Genomic DNA, 13,678 nt, shown 5'->3' with positions numbered 1-13,678 from the left:
GCCTTGAGGCGAGGGGGCGGGGGCTGATCTGGCCGAACCGGCGCTGGACGGCGTTGACCGGTGCTGGACGGCGGCTGACCGGTGCTGGACGGCGGCTGACCGGTGCTGAACGGCGGCTGACCGGCGCTGGACCGCTGACGGAAGTGCACCTTCCGGTGACGGAGTTGTCCACAACCGGGGAGTAGTGCACGGGCGTCAGCGCGGAACGGCTCGGACGTGGATCGTGGGAGCGCAAGCCCAGCTCGTCGTCCTCGCACCGCAGGCGGTGGTTGCCGTGATCCCAGTCCCTCCTCAGACCCAGACCCAGTCGGCAGACAGTGTGCCGGTCCCCCACTTCCCTCCCGTACGGGTGCGCGGCGGCCACCCACGGCTGCGCCGCCTGCTGCGGCACCGGCGACGGGCCATGGCCGTCGGGCTCGCGCTGACCGCCGCCGCCCTCGCCGCCGCGGGCCCGCCCGAGACGGACCGGCCGCCGGAGCACAGGGCGGCGGCCGCCTCGCCACCGGGTCCGCCCCGCGGCAGCGCCCCGAGAGTGACGGCACCCGTGCGGATCGCGGACGCCGAGGCCGTGCGCCTGCTGCGCCCCGGCGACCGCGTCGACGTCATCGCCGCCGCCGGATCACCCACGGGCGGCGCGAAGCCGCGGGTGGTGGCCGAGGGAGCCCGCGTCTCCGAGGTGCCCGGGCAGAGCGCGTCCACCGGGGGTGAGACCACGGCGGGCGAGACCATGGCGGACGAGACCATGACGGGCACCGGCGCGTTGGTGGTCCTGTCCGTCCCGAGGGACACGGCGGTACGGCTGGCCGGCGCCGGAGCGAGCGCCCGTCTGGCGGTGACGCTGCGATGAGGGCCGCCGCGCACGATCACACCGCCACCCGTGCTCGCACTGGCACCCGGTCGCGTCGCCCGTCCGTGCGGGCGAATTGGACAGGCCGACGGCGTTCTGACGTAGGTTGCGGAGTTGGCTGTTCCGCAATCCGCAGACGCAACGAAAGGCCCCGTGGTGAGCGAGAAGAAGGAACCGGGCATCTGGGAGGGCTTCAAGGCCTTCCTGATGCGCGGCAATGTGGTCGACCTTGCGGTCGCGGTGGTCATCGGCGCCGCGTTCACCAACATCGTGAACTCGGTGGTCAAGGGTGTCATCAACCCGCTGGTCGGCGCCTTCGGGACGAAGAATCTCGACCACTACAGCTCGTGCCTGAAGGCCCCCTGCAAGAGGGACGCGGCGGGCGAGATCACCGACGGCATCCCGATCATGTGGGGTTCCGTGCTCAGCGCGGTCCTCAGCTTCGTGATCACCGCCGCCGTCGTGTACTTCCTGATGGTGCTGCCCATGGCCAAGTATCTGGCCCGGGTGGCCGCGAAGAGGGCCGAGAAGGAGGGCACCAAGGAGGTCATGGAGGTCACCGAGCTGGAGGTCCTCAAGGAGATCCGCGACGCCCTGGTGGCTCAGCGCACCGCACCGGGCCCGGAGGGCCCGTCCGACGAGCGGCCCGACGGGCGTCCCGGTCTGCCGTAGCGCGGGTCCGAACGTGGTGGGGCCGCCTCACGACGCGGGCTGAGCCATGGTCCCGGCCCGAGCCGTGGTCTCAGGCTCACAAGCGGTCGCGGGCTCAGATGTGGTGGGGCGGCTTCTCGTCGAGGAACCGCGCCAGATCGGCGGCGCTGTCGCCGCCTGCCGACGGCCGCTCGCCCCACCCGCGGTCCGTGTCGTCCGAGGACTGCTGCGACAGCGGATCGTCGAAGACCAGCGCGTTCGCGGGCTTTTTCGGCCTCTCCGACTGCTCCGGCCTCTCCGGCTCCGCCGGGTCCTTCGATTCCCTCGGGTCCCTCGGGTCCCTCGGGTCCCTCGGCTCCTTCGAGTCCTTCGGGTCGCGCGGCTCGGGGGCGGGGGTGGCACTCATGCGTCCAGGGTACGTCGGCCCGGCCAGGCACCGACGTGCTCTCACCGGCCGGGGATCACCGGCCCGCTCAGATCGCCCGGAGCCCCTGCCCCGCGAAGATCTCCCTGGCCATGGCCACCTGGCCAGGGGTGGGCGAGGGGGTGTCGCGCAGGGCGAAGTCCTTGCCGAGGGCGTCCCACTTCGCCTCCCCCAGCTTGTGGAAGGGCAGGACGTCGACCCGTGTCACGTTGCCGAGCGAGGCAGCGAAGCGGGCGACGCCCTCGATGTTCGCCGGTTCGTCGGTGAGACCGGGCACGAGGACGAACCGCACCCAGACGTCCTTGCCGAGCCTGGCCAGGCGCCGGGCGAAGTCGAGGGTGGGACGCAGGGGGCGGCCCGTGACCCGCTGGTAGGTGGCGGGGTTCCAGGACTTGATGTCGAGCAGGACCAGGTCGGCGTCGCGGAGCAGCGCGTCGGTCGCGCGGGCACCGAGGAAGCCGGAGGTGTCCAGGGCGGTGTGCAGACCCAGCTCGTGCTTGAAGCGGTGCAGCAGCTCGCCGGTGAAGACGGGTTGCAGCAGCGGCTCACCACCGCTGACGGTGGCTCCTCCCCCGGCGGCGGAGATGAACCGGGTGTATTTGGCGGCCTCCGCGACCAGGTCGTCGGCGGTGGTCCGCCTGCCGTCGCGCATCCGCCAGGTGTCGGGGTTGTGGCAGTACAGACAGGCCAGCGGACATCCGGCGAGGAACGTGACGAAGCGTGTCCCCGGCCCGTCCACACCGGTGGACAGGTCCCAGGAGTGGACCGAGCCCGTCACGGGACGGCGGGTCGCGGCGGCGGCGGGCGTGGCCGCCCCCTCACCGGCCGGGCGGTGGCGTCCGGGGACGTCGGTACCGAGCAGAGCAGCCATGGTGGAACTCCCGAAGCGACCGGCGGCTCAGAGCGAGCCGTGGAAGGTGCGGTTGATGACGTCGAGCTGCTGGTCGCGGGTGAGCCGGATGAAGTTGACCGCGTAGCCGGAGACGCGAATGGTGAGCTGGGGGTACTTCTCCGGGTGGGCCATGGCGTCCTCAAGGGTCGCCTTGTCGAGCACATTGACGTTCATGTGGAAGCCGTCGCTCGCCATGAAGCCGTCCAGGACACCGGCGAGGTTCTCCACCCGCTCCCCGGGGGTGCGGCCGAGGGCGTCCGGGGTGATGGTGTTCGTCAGCGAGATGCCGTCCTCCGCGTCGTCGTAGTCGAGCTTGGCGACCGACATCGCGGAGGCGATGTAGCCGTGCTCGTCGCGGCCGTTCATGGGATTGGCCCCGGGGGCGAACGGCTCACCGGCGCGGCGCCCGTCGGGCGTGTTGCCGGTCTTCTTGCCGTAGACGACGTTCGAGGTGATGGTCAGCACCGACTGGGTGTGCACCGCGTTCCGGTAGGTGGGGTGCTTGCGGAGCTTCGCCATGAAGGCGTGGACGATGCCCCGCGCGATGTCGTCGGCCCGGTCGTCGTTGTTGCCGTAGGCCGGGTAGTCGCCCTCGGTCTCGTAGTCCACGGCGAGACCCGTCTCGTCGCGCACGACCCTGACCCTGGCGTGCTTGATCGCCGAGAGCGAGTCGGCGGCGACGGAGAGACCGGCGATCCCGCAGGCCATGGTGCACAGGATCTCCTGGTCGTGCAGAGCCATCTCGATGCGCTCGTAGGCGTACTTGTCGTGCATGTAGTGGATGACGTTGAGGGCGTGCACGTAGGTCCTGGCGAGCCAGTCGAGCATCGCGTCGTACTGCCGGGCGACCGTCTCGTACTCCAGGTACTCGCCCTCGATGGGCGTGAATCCGCTGACGACGGTCTTGCCGGACTTCTCGTCCCGGCCGCCGTTGATGGCGTAGAGGAGCGCCTTGGCGACGTTCACGCGGGCGCCGAAGAACTGCATCTGCTTGCCTACGGCCATCGCCGAGACGCAGCAGGCGATCGCGGTGTCGTCGCCGTACTTGGGGCGCATCAGCTCGTCGGACTCGAACTGTATGGCGGAGGTGTCGATGGCGACCCTGGCGGCGAACTCCTTGAAGCCGCGGGGCAGCCGCCGCGACCAGAAGACGGTGAGGTTCGGCTCGGGGGCCGGCCCGAGGTTGTAGAGGGTCTGGAGGGCGCGGAAGGTGGTGCGGGAGACCAGCGGGCGGCCGTCCTCACCGATACCGGCCATGGACCAGGTGACCCAGGTGGGGTCGCCGGAGTACAGCTCGTTGTACTCCGGGGTGCGCAGGAAGCGGACGATGCGGAGCTTGATGACGAAGTCGTCGATGAGCTCCTGCGCCCCGCTCTCGGTGAGGCGGCCGGCCTCGATGTCGCGCTGGAGGTAGATGTCGAGGAAGTTGTCGATGCGGCCGATCGACATGGCCGCGCCGTTCTGCTCCTTCACGGCGGCGAGGTAGGCGAAGTAGAGCCACTGGACGGCCTCGCGGCCGGTGGTGGCGGGCGCGGCGATGTCGTGGCCGTACGCCATCGCCATCGCCTTCAGTTCCTTGAGAGCCTTGATCTGCTCGGAGATCTCCTCACGGCCGCGGATGACGTCCTCGGTCGCCCACTCTTCGGCGAGGACGGCCTTGTCGGCCTCCTTCGCGGCGATGAGGCGGTCGACGCCGTAGAGGGCGACGCGGCGGTAGTCGCCGATGATGCGTCCTCTGCCGTAGGCGTCGGGCAGGCCGGTGATGATGCCGGAGGAGCGGCAGGCGCGGATCTCGGGCGTGTAGGCGTCGAAGACGCCTTCGTTGTGGGTCTTGCGCAGGTGCGTGTAGATGTCCCTGACCCGCGGGTCGGCCTGGTGGCCGTAGGCGTTCAGGGCGCCTTCGACCATCCGCCAGCCGCCGTTGGGCATGATGGCGCGCTTGAGCGGGGCGTCGGTCTGGAGGCCGACGATCAGGTCCCGGTGGTCGGCGGCGTCGCCGTCGACGTAACCGGGCCTGAAGGCGTCGATGCGGGAGGGCGTGCTGACGTCGACGTCGTGGATGCCGCGCTCGATCTCCTCGGGGAACATGCGGAGGAGCTTCTGCCAGACCTGCGTGGTGCGTTCGGTGGGCCCTGCCAGGAAGGAGCCGTCGCCCTCGTACGGCGTGTAGTTCCGCTGGACGAAGTCGCGGACGTCGATGGCGTCCCGCCACAGGCCGCCCCTGAAGCCGTCCCAGGCCCCGTCGTGCACCGCTGTCTCCATGGGAGTGGCAGTCATGACCCGCACCTCTCTTCGCGCTCCGACTTCATCGCTCTGTCTCCATTCCACTCCGGTTCGCCCGTCCGGACGGGCGCGGTTGGTCCTCGATCGGGGACCGAAGGTCCCGCTCTCGGGCGGGAGGAGACGCCAGGGGACCCTCTGACCTGGCGTTTCCTCGAGGACTTTGGACCCGAGTTCTTTTGTGAATGTATTCACAAGATTGTTGCCGCCATGACGGCTCCCGCGGCCCCGCCCGCCTCAGCTCGGCGACTCCGCTCCCTTGCGGGCGTAGAACCACCAGGCGACCGCGATACAGCTCACGTAGAAGGCCACGAAGCCCCACATCGCGCTCGTCACCGCGAAGTTGGCGAACATCGCGGGGATGAAGAAGAAGCCGTACGCCGCGATGGCGGAGGTGAAGCCGGTGACGGCGCCCGCCTCCATCTCGGCCTGCCGCAGCGCCCCGGCGTGGGCGAGACTGCCCTCGGGCAGTCCCCGCAGGTGGTGGTTGCGGAAGATGACCGGGATCTGGCGGAACGTCGAGCCGTTGCCGATGCCCGAGAAGAAGAACGCGCACAGGAAGCAGGCGAGGAAGCCCCAGAAGCTGCCGTTGCCACCGCCGGACGGCAGGAAGTTGATGACACCGACGATCGAGAGCGCCATCCCGACGAACGAGATGATGGTGACCCGCGCACCGCCGATCCGGTCGGCGATCCAGCCGCCCGCCCAGCGGGCGAGCGCGCCGACGGCCGGGCCCATCCAGGCGTAGGTGGCGGCGGAGTAGGCCGCGTCGATCGGGGTGAACGTGGTCTTGATGAGCATCGGCAGGGCCGCGGCGAAACCGATGAAGGAGCCGAACGTACCGACGTAGAGCCACGTCATCAGCCAGGTGTGCTTCCGCCTGAAGATGACCTTCTGCTTGCTGAAGGGGGTGGCCGCGACCTTGAGGTCGTTCTGGCCGAACCAGGCGACGACGGCGAGGACCACCAGGACGGGCACCCACAGGAACGCGGCGTTCTGGAGCCACACCGGGGTTCCGTCGGCCTTGTGCTGGGCCGAGCCGACCGCGATGACGGAGCTGGTGATGACGATCGGGGTGATGAGCTGGACGGCGGAGACCCCGAGGTTGCCGAGACCGCCGTTGATGCCGGTGGCGTTGCCCTTGTCCCGCTTGGGGAAGAAGAAGCCGATGTTGGCCAGGGACGAGGCGAAGTTGGCGCCGCCGATGCCGCACAGCGCCGCGATGGCGATCATCACGCCATAGGAGGTGTCCGGGTTCTGCACGGCGATGCCGAGCCAGATCAGCGGGACCACCAGGACGATCGTGGAGAGCGCGGTGAAGCGGCGCTGGCCGGTCATCGGGCCGAGGAAGGTGTAGAGGATGCGGGCCGTGCCGCCCGTGAGGCCGGGGACGGCCGTCAGCCAGAAGAGCTGGGAGGTGGAAAAGGTGAAACCGACATCGGCGAGGTTGGTCGCGGTGACCGACCACACCTGCCAGACCACGAAGGCGACGAGGAGGGCGGGGACCGCGATCCACAGGTTGCGGGTGGCGACCTTCTTGCCGGTGGACTTCCAGAAGAGCTCGTTCTCCGGCTCCCAGTCGGTGATGGTGCGGCCGGGACGGTACTGCGCCGGGTCGTAGGACGTACGTGTCGGCGCGGACCTGCCCCCTTCCGCCGGTGCGGTCCGTACGTGCGGAGCGGCAGGCGATTTCATGCTGGTTCCCGGTTCGCTCAGGGTCCCGACCTTGCCACGGGGCCTGACGTCTCCACGGTCGCGTGTGGCGCGGGGCGAGGGCAGAGGCGTTGGGCACGACCGGGACGAGCCCAAAGCCACGCTCCGCGGGAGGACTTCGGCCCCCGCCGGACAGCGCCGTCCCGCGGGCCCGGTGTGCGTCACCCGGGTGGCCCTGCCGCGGCGCCCGGCGGCGTAGCGCGGTTCGGCGCGCGGCGTCTGCTGGGGTGGGCGCATGACGTCCACTTCCTCCCCATACGACCCATCTGGCCCGCATGGCTCCACCGGCCCGCAAGGCGCTTCCGGCTCGCCTGGCACATCCGGCTCGTCCAGCGCATCCGGCACGCCCGGCGCGTCCGGCACGCCCGGCACACCCGGCTCGTCCGGTGCGTCGGCCCCGCCGCCCATCCGGCCGCTGACGGCCCGGGGACGTGGCGAGGAGCACCGTGCGGCCACACCGCTGGAGCTCTTCTTCGACCTCTGCTTCGTCGTGGCGGTCGCCCAGGGCGGTGCCGAGCTGGTGCACGCGGTGGCCGACGGACACGCGGGACAGGGCGTCGTCAACTACGCGATGATCTTCTTCGCGCTGTTCTGGGCATGGGTCAACTTCTCATGGTTCGCCTCGGCGTACGACAACGACGACGTGCTGTTCCGCGTGGTCACGCTGGTCCAGATCGCGGGTGTGCTCGTCTTCGCGGCCGGTGTCTCCAGGGCGTTCGAGGAGCACGATTTCCTGCTGGTCTGGCTCGGGTACCTGATCATGCGGGTCGCGCTCACCTCGCAGTGGCTGCGCGTCGCACGGTCGGCGTCGGGGGCGGAACGCGGCACGGCCCTGCGGTACGCGGCCGGTGTGCTGATCTGCCAGGTCGGCTGGTCGGGGCTGCTGTTCCTGCCGGAGGGCGGGCGCGGGTGGCTGTTTCTCGTGATGGCGGTCGCCGAGATGTGCGTGCCGGTGGTCGCGGAGCGGGCGTACAGCACGCCGTGGCACCCGCACCACATCTCGGAGCGGTACGGCCTGTTCACGATCATTGTGCTCGGCGAGACGATCTCGGCGGCGACGGTCGCGGTGAAGACGGGCATCGAGGAGTACGACGCGCTGGACGAGCTGCTGCCCATCGCCGCGGGCGGGCTGCTCGTCGTCTTCGCGGCGTGGTGGATCTACTTCGTCGTGCCCATCCACGGACGGCTGCGGAGCAACCGGCAGGCGTTCCTCTGGGGCTACGGCCACTACGTGATCCTCGGTTCGGCGGCGGCGATCGGGGCCGGGATCGAGGTGGCGGTCGAGGAGGCCGTGGGCAAGGCGCACATCTCGACGCTCGCCGCGTCGGCGGCGGTGACGGTTCCGGCGGCGCTGTATCTGCTCACGGTGTGGGCGCTGCACTCCCGTTACTTCAAGGTGGGCCTCGCCCAGCAGATGGTGCTGCCGCTGGCGGCGCTCGCGACGCTGGCCAGCACGTTCGCCGGGCGCTGGGCGGTTCTCGTGGCCGGAATCGTGACGGCGGTGACGGTCGCGACGGGGGTGACGCTCACGGCCCGCGCGGCCCGCCGCCCGTGATACGCACGGGGTATGACTTCTGACTCCCTGACCGACGTGGCCGGACTGCGGGTCGGGCACGCCACCCTGACCGGCGACGGGCAACTGACGGGCACGACCGTGGTGCTGGCGCCGGAGGGCGGTGCCGTCGCCGCCGTGGATGTGCGCGGCGGCGGCCCCGGCACCCGCGAGACGGACGCCCTCGACCCGCGCAACCTGGTACAGCGCGTCGAGGCGATCGTTCTTACCGGCGGCAGCGCGTACGGTCTGGACGCCGCGGCCGGGGTGATGGCGTGGCTGGAGGAGCACGGCCGGGGGGTGCGCGTCGGGCCCGATCCCTCCCACGTCGTGCCGGTCGTGCCCGCCGCCTGCGTCTTCGACCTGGGCAGGGGCGGTGACTTCGGGGCCCGGCCGGACGCGGCCACCGGCCGGGCCGCGGTGGAGGCGGCGGCCGTGACCGCGCCCTTCGCCCCGGTCGGGCAGGGCAATGTCGGCGCGGGCACCGGTGCGGTGGTCGGGCGCGTCAAGGGCGGAGTGGGCAGCGCGAGCGTGCGGCTGGCGTCGGGGATCACGGTGGCGGCGCTGGTGGTGGCCAACGCGGCGGGTTCGGGGCTCGATCCGGCGACGGGCGCGCTGTACGGGCGGTACTTCGAGGAGGGAGAGGGGCGGCAGGACCCGAGGCCGGCGCCGGAGGTGCATCAGGCGGCCGAGCGGCGGCTCGCGGAGGTGGCGGCGGAGAACGGGCCGCAGCCGTTGAACACCACGCTCGCCGTGGTCGCCACCGACGCCGGCCTCACCAAGGCGCAGGCGCAGAAGCTGGCGGGCACCTCGCACGACGGCATGGCGCGCGCCGTGCGGCCCGTCCACCTCCTCAACGACGGCGACACGGTCTTCGCCCTCGCCACGGGTGCACACCCCCTGGCCGACGACCCGCTCGCGCTGAACGAGATCCTCGCCGCGGGCGCCGACCTGGTGACGGCCTCGATCGTGCGGGCGATGCTGGCCGCGGACTCGGTGAAGACACCGGGCGGCACCTTCCCCTCGTACCGCGACCTGTACGCGAAGCGGTGACCGGAGGGGCGGAGCCGAGGAGGGGGAGAGGTGGCCGCCGTGGGATGAATGGGTGCAAAGCGGAGTCAATGGCTCAAGTGGTGACGGTCCGCGACGCATTGAGGGGGCGTGTGCCTCCGTAATGTGCCCGCACTCACACCGTTTCCCAGGAACCGCGCGGGCTCCCCGGGCGCTCTCTAGACGTACTGGAACAGAACACGTACCTGGATCAGAAAACGTACTTGGAGCAGCCCGTGACAAGGTCGGTCATAGTCAACCCCCGGCGCCGTGCCCTGCTGGCCGCCACCGCGCTCGCCGCCGTGGGCGCGCTGACCCTCACGGCATGCGGCGGAGACGCGGGCGCCAAGGACGACAAGGACGGAGGTTCGGCGGCCAAGGGTGCCGACATCACCATCTCGTCCAAGGACGGTGCGACCGACGCCTCGATCAACGCCACCGGCGTCAAGGTCAAGAACGGCAAGCTGACCAGCGTGAAGATGACGTCGGTGACGTCCGGCTCGGCGATCGAGGGTGCCATCTCCGGCGACGGCACCACCTGGAAGCCCAAGGCGCAGCTTGAGCGCGGCACGAAGTACAAGGTCACGGCGAACGCCAAGGACGGCAAGGGCAACGCGGCGACGGAGAACGCGACGTTCACCACCGTCTCCACCGCCAACAGCTTCATCGGCAGTTACACGCCGGACGGCGGCACCACCGTCGGCGTCGGCATGCCGGTCTCCTTCAACTTCGACAAGGCGATCACGGAGAAGAAGGACGTCCAGTCGCACATCACGGTCACGTCGAGCAGCGGCCAGAAGGTCGTCGGCCACTGGTTCGGCAACCAGCGCCTGGACTTCCGGCCCGAGGAGTACTGGAAGGCCGGTTCCAAGGTCACGATGAAGATCGACCTGGACGGCGTGAAGGGCGCGAACGGCGTCACCGGCGTGCAGAACAAGACGGTCACCTTCACCGTCGGCCGCACGCAGGTCTCCACGGTCGACGTCAACGCCAAGAAGATGACGGTCGAGCGGGACGGCAAGGTCATCAAGACCGTCCCGATCTCCGCGGGCAGCCCGTCGAACCCCACGTACAACGGCAAGATGGTGATCTCCGAGAAGTTCACCCAGACCCGGATGAACGGTGACACGGTCGGCTTCGGCGGTGAGTACGACATCAAGGACGTGCCGCACGCCATGCGCCTGTCGTCCTCCGGCACCTTCATCCACGGCAACTACTGGGGCTCGCCCTCGATCTTCGGCAGCTCCAACACCAGCCACGGCTGCGTCGGTCTCCAGGACGCGCGCGGCGCGGGCGACCCGAACACCCAGGGCGCCTGGTTCTTCAGCAACTCCCTGATCGGCGACGTCGTGACGGTCAAGGGCTCGCCCGACAAGACCATCGCCCCGGACAACGGCCTCAACGGCTGGAACATGTCCTGGAGCGAGTGGACGGCGGGCAGCGCGAGCTGACGGGACGCCTCGAACGCCTCAACGGAGCGGGCCACGCGGGAACTTCCCGCGTGGCCCGCGCGTTTTCCGGTTCCCGGGCATGATGTCCGACCCAGGGGCTACGGTATGCACCCACCAGGTGACATGCAGCAACGCCGGGAGCAACCTTGAGCGTTCCGTACGAAACGGCGTACGAGCCACCCGAGTCGCCCGAGCCACGTGCTCCGGAGGACCACTCTCCGGAGCAACACCTTGAGCGGCTTCTCGGCCGTGCCCTGAACTCCTTCGACTTACCGGACGAGGTGCTCCGCCGCCTCGAATCCGCCCTCGCCCACAACAGCTCACTGCACTCCGCGCACCACAGCTCGGGGCTGCACCGCGAGACGTACAGACACACCTGGCTGCTCGCCGACGCCTCGGTGCTCACCCTGTGGGAGCTCGTCCACAACACCTCGCCGGGCAGCGACCCGACGCACGAGCTGTACGCCGACGAGGAGGACGCGGGCCTCGCCACCTCGCGGCTGCCGCTGCCGCCGGACCCGCCCGCCTGCGGCAGGCCCGTCGTGCTGCGCATCCCCGCCGACTCCGGTCCCCGGCACGCGTATGTGCCCGACGACTCCGCCGACCACGCGCGCCGCCTGCTCCGCCGCGCGGAGAACCCCGAGGGCGACCGTCCCGGCGAGGACATCGCGCGCCTGCTCGGCTCGGCGGTCGCGCACCGCATAACGCAGGCCTTCGGACGCCCCCGGCTGTCCGGCGAGGCACGCCTGAACCTCTCGCTCTACGAGCACGCCTTCCTGCTCTTCGACGGCGGCGAGCTCAGCCTGTGGGAGGTCGAGCACACCCTCACCCCCGACGGCCGCCACCTGTGCGAGGTGTACGCCACCGAGGAGGCGGCCCGCGCCGCGATGGAGCGCAGGGCCAGAGAAGCCGCCAAGAACTAGCCGGGCCGACCAGCCACCGCCGACCAGCCGCCGCCGACTAGCCGCGGCCGTCGCCGAACTGCCGGATCAGGCCCGCGAAGGCGGCGCGCTCGTCGGCGGTGAGCTGAACCGCCTCCGCGTGCGGCGGGCCCTGCTGGGCCGGCAGCGCGCGGAGCCGCTCAGCCTGGTGCCACACCTCCGCGCCGAGGCGGTCCCTGCGCATCACCCGCACCAGACCGACGGCCCAGACCGCGGTCGCCACGGCGAAGAGGGCGACGCCGATGCGCTGAACGTTCGAGACATCCTGGAACATGCGGCCCAGTAGACAACAGGGACCAGGGCTTACGACAGGGGGGTTATGGGACGTACGTCCTGAAGTGACGCATGTCGCATAACTCCCCCATCGTCCACCGGCCGCGCCACGCGGGCTCAGACCGCCGCCGGTACGCGCTCGCTGTCGGACTTCCCGGCCGCGGACGCGCCCCCGGCCGTCGGCGGCGTCGTCTTCCGCGCGCTCTTGAGCAGCACGACGGCGGCCGTCGAGACGAGGACGCCCGCGGCGATCGCCACGAGGTACAGCAGCGGGCTGCCGATCAGCGGGACCACGAAGACACCGCCGTGCGGGGCGCGCAAGGTGCAGCCGAAGGCCATCGACAGGGCGCCGGTGACCGCGCCGCCCGCCATCGACGCCGGGATGACCCGCAGCGGGTCGGCCGCCGCGAAGGGGATGGCGCCCTCGGTGATGAAGGAGGCGCCGAGGAACCAGGCGGCCTTGCCGTTCTCCCGTTCGGCCTTGGTGAAGAGCCTGCCGCGCACGGTCGTGGCGAGTGCCATGGCGAGCGGCGGGACCATGCCCGCGGCCATCGCGGCCGCCATGACCTTCAGGCTGCCGTCGGTGGGGGGGGCGAGGCCGCCGACCGCGAAGGCGTAGGCGACCTTGTTCAGCGGACCGCCGAGGTCGAAGCACATCATCAGGCCGATGATGACGCCCAGGATGACCGCGTTGGCACCGGAGAGGCCTTCGAGCCAGTCGGTCAGCGCGCTCTGGAGGGACGCGATGGGCTTGCCGACGACGAGGAACATCAGGAAGCCGACCACCGCCGACGAGATCAGCGGGATCACCACCACCGGCATGATGCCGCGCAGCACCGCCGGGATGCGGACCCGCTGGATGCCCATGACCACGGCGCCCGCGATCAGACCCGCCGCGAGACCGCCGAGGAAGCCCGCGTTGATGGTGACGGCGACCGAACCGCCGACGAAGCCGGGCACGAGGCCGGGCCGGTCGGCCATGCCGTAGGCGATGTAACCGGCGAGGACCGGCACCAGGAAGGCGAAGGCGAGGCCGCCGATCTGGAACAGCAGCGCGGCCCAGCTCGTGTGGTCGGTCCAGGCGAAGTGCTCGGCGACGGACGGCGCCTTGTCGATCTTCCAGCCGCCGATGGCGAAGCCCAGGGCGATGAGGAGGCCACCCGCGGCGACGAAGGGCACCATGTAGCTGACGCCGGACATCAGCCACTTGCGGAGCTTGGTGCCGTAACCGTCGCCGTCGTCACCGGCGTTGTCGACCGGGCTCGGCGCGCCCTCGGCCGTGGCCGCGGCGGTGCTCTCGCCGCGGGACGCCTTCTCGCGGACCTCCGCGATGAGCTGGGCGGGGCGGTTGATACCGGCCTTCACGTTCACGTCGACCGTGGGCTTGCCCGCGAAGCGGGGCTTCTCCCGTACGGGGACGTCGTGGGCGAAGATCACGCCGTCCGCGGCGGCGATGAGCGCCGGGTCCAGGCGGGTGAAGCCCGCCGAGCCCTGGGGCTCGACCGTCAGTTCGACGCCTGCCTCGCGGGCCGCGGCCTCAAGGGATTCCGCCGCCATGTAGGTGTGGGCGATGCCCGTGGGGCAGCTCGTGACCGCCACGATCC

Annotated in this window: 13 protein-coding genes; 7 read left to right on the top strand and 6 right to left on the bottom strand. The window is 70.6% G+C overall.

Features of this window, described 5'->3' with window-relative positions:
* The 3 genes from AB8Z36_RS11085 to mscL all read left to right on the top strand — a co-directional run.
* Nucleotides 1-185, top strand: a 185-nt coding sequence (locus tag AB8Z36_RS11085) for a hypothetical protein (protein WP_369213067.1), incomplete at its 5' end; no start/stop codon positions are given.
* 134 nt (nt 186-319) lie between these two features.
* On the top strand, nt 320-847 hold the full coding sequence (locus AB8Z36_RS11080; RefSeq protein WP_369213066.1) for an RcpC/CpaB family pilus assembly protein: 528 nt from the start codon (nt 320-322) through the stop codon (nt 845-847).
* A gap of 153 nt (nt 848-1,000) precedes the next feature.
* Complete coding sequence (gene mscL, locus AB8Z36_RS11075) at nt 1,001-1,519, top strand: large conductance mechanosensitive channel protein MscL (protein ID WP_369213065.1); 519 nt, start codon at nt 1,001-1,003, stop codon at nt 1,517-1,519.
* A gap of 94 nt (nt 1,520-1,613) precedes the next feature.
* Here the strand turns inward: mscL and AB8Z36_RS11070 are convergent, their stop codons facing one another.
* The 4 genes from AB8Z36_RS11070 to AB8Z36_RS11055 all read right to left on the bottom strand — a co-directional run bounded on the left by AB8Z36_RS11070 (nt 1,614) and on the right by AB8Z36_RS11055 (nt 6,789).
* A complete protein-coding gene (locus AB8Z36_RS11070; RefSeq protein ID WP_369213064.1) occupies nt 1,614-1,904 on the bottom strand; it encodes a hypothetical protein in 291 nt (96 codons plus the stop codon).
* Between the two features lie 67 nt (nt 1,905-1,971).
* The gene (gene pflA / locus AB8Z36_RS11065; protein ID WP_369213063.1) at nt 1,972-2,793 is read right to left on the bottom strand and encodes a pyruvate formate-lyase-activating protein; all 822 of its coding nucleotides are present in this window, start codon (nt 2,791-2,793) and stop codon (nt 1,972-1,974) included.
* Between the two features lie 27 nt (nt 2,794-2,820).
* Nucleotides 2,821-5,091 carry a formate C-acetyltransferase gene (gene pflB, locus AB8Z36_RS11060; protein ID WP_369213062.1) on the bottom strand — a complete coding sequence of 757 codons (2,271 nt, stop codon included), beginning with the start codon at nt 5,089-5,091 and terminating at the stop codon, nt 2,821-2,823.
* Between the two features lie 240 nt (nt 5,092-5,331).
* Nucleotides 5,332-6,789: a NarK family nitrate/nitrite MFS transporter gene (locus AB8Z36_RS11055; protein WP_369213061.1), complete on the bottom strand. Its 1,458-nt coding sequence runs from the start codon at nt 6,787-6,789 to the stop codon at nt 5,332-5,334.
* Nucleotides 6,790-7,042: 253 nt separating this feature from the next.
* On the opposite strand from AB8Z36_RS11055, the gene AB8Z36_RS11050 reads away from it, so the two are divergent.
* The 4 genes from AB8Z36_RS11050 (at nt 7,043) to AB8Z36_RS11035 (ending at nt 11,783) form a co-directional block, all read left to right on the top strand.
* The gene (locus AB8Z36_RS11050) at nt 7,043-8,362 is read left to right on the top strand and encodes a low temperature requirement protein A (protein ID WP_369213060.1); all 1,320 of its coding nucleotides are present in this window, start codon (nt 7,043-7,045) and stop codon (nt 8,360-8,362) included.
* A gap of 12 nt (nt 8,363-8,374) precedes the next feature.
* Nucleotides 8,375-9,412: a P1 family peptidase gene (locus tag AB8Z36_RS11045; RefSeq protein ID WP_369213059.1), complete on the top strand. Its 1,038-nt coding sequence runs from the start codon at nt 8,375-8,377 to the stop codon at nt 9,410-9,412.
* A gap of 221 nt (nt 9,413-9,633) precedes the next feature.
* Nucleotides 9,634-10,860 carry a L,D-transpeptidase gene (locus AB8Z36_RS11040; protein ID WP_440581892.1) on the top strand — a complete coding sequence of 409 codons (1,227 nt, stop codon included), beginning with the start codon at nt 9,634-9,636 and terminating at the stop codon, nt 10,858-10,860.
* A gap of 146 nt (nt 10,861-11,006) precedes the next feature.
* A complete protein-coding gene (locus tag AB8Z36_RS11035) occupies nt 11,007-11,783 on the top strand; it encodes a DUF6227 family protein (protein WP_369213057.1) in 777 nt (258 codons plus the stop codon).
* Between the two features lie 37 nt (nt 11,784-11,820).
* Here the strand turns inward: AB8Z36_RS11035 and AB8Z36_RS11030 are convergent, their stop codons facing one another.
* Entirely contained in the window at nt 11,821-12,075 is a 255-nt protein-coding gene (locus tag AB8Z36_RS11030) for a hypothetical protein (protein WP_369213056.1), read from the bottom strand.
* A gap of 116 nt (nt 12,076-12,191) precedes the next feature.
* A partial coding sequence (locus AB8Z36_RS11025) for a PTS fructose transporter subunit IIC (protein ID WP_369213055.1) occupies nt 12,192-13,678 on the bottom strand: 1,487 nt, incomplete at its 5' end.

It is taken from the genome of Streptomyces flavofungini (genome assembly GCF_041028215.1).
In the GTDB taxonomy this organism is placed as follows: domain Bacteria; phylum Actinomycetota; class Actinomycetes; order Streptomycetales; family Streptomycetaceae; genus Streptomyces; species Streptomyces flavofungini_B.
This window is presented reverse-complemented; position numbering and strand designations above follow the sequence as displayed.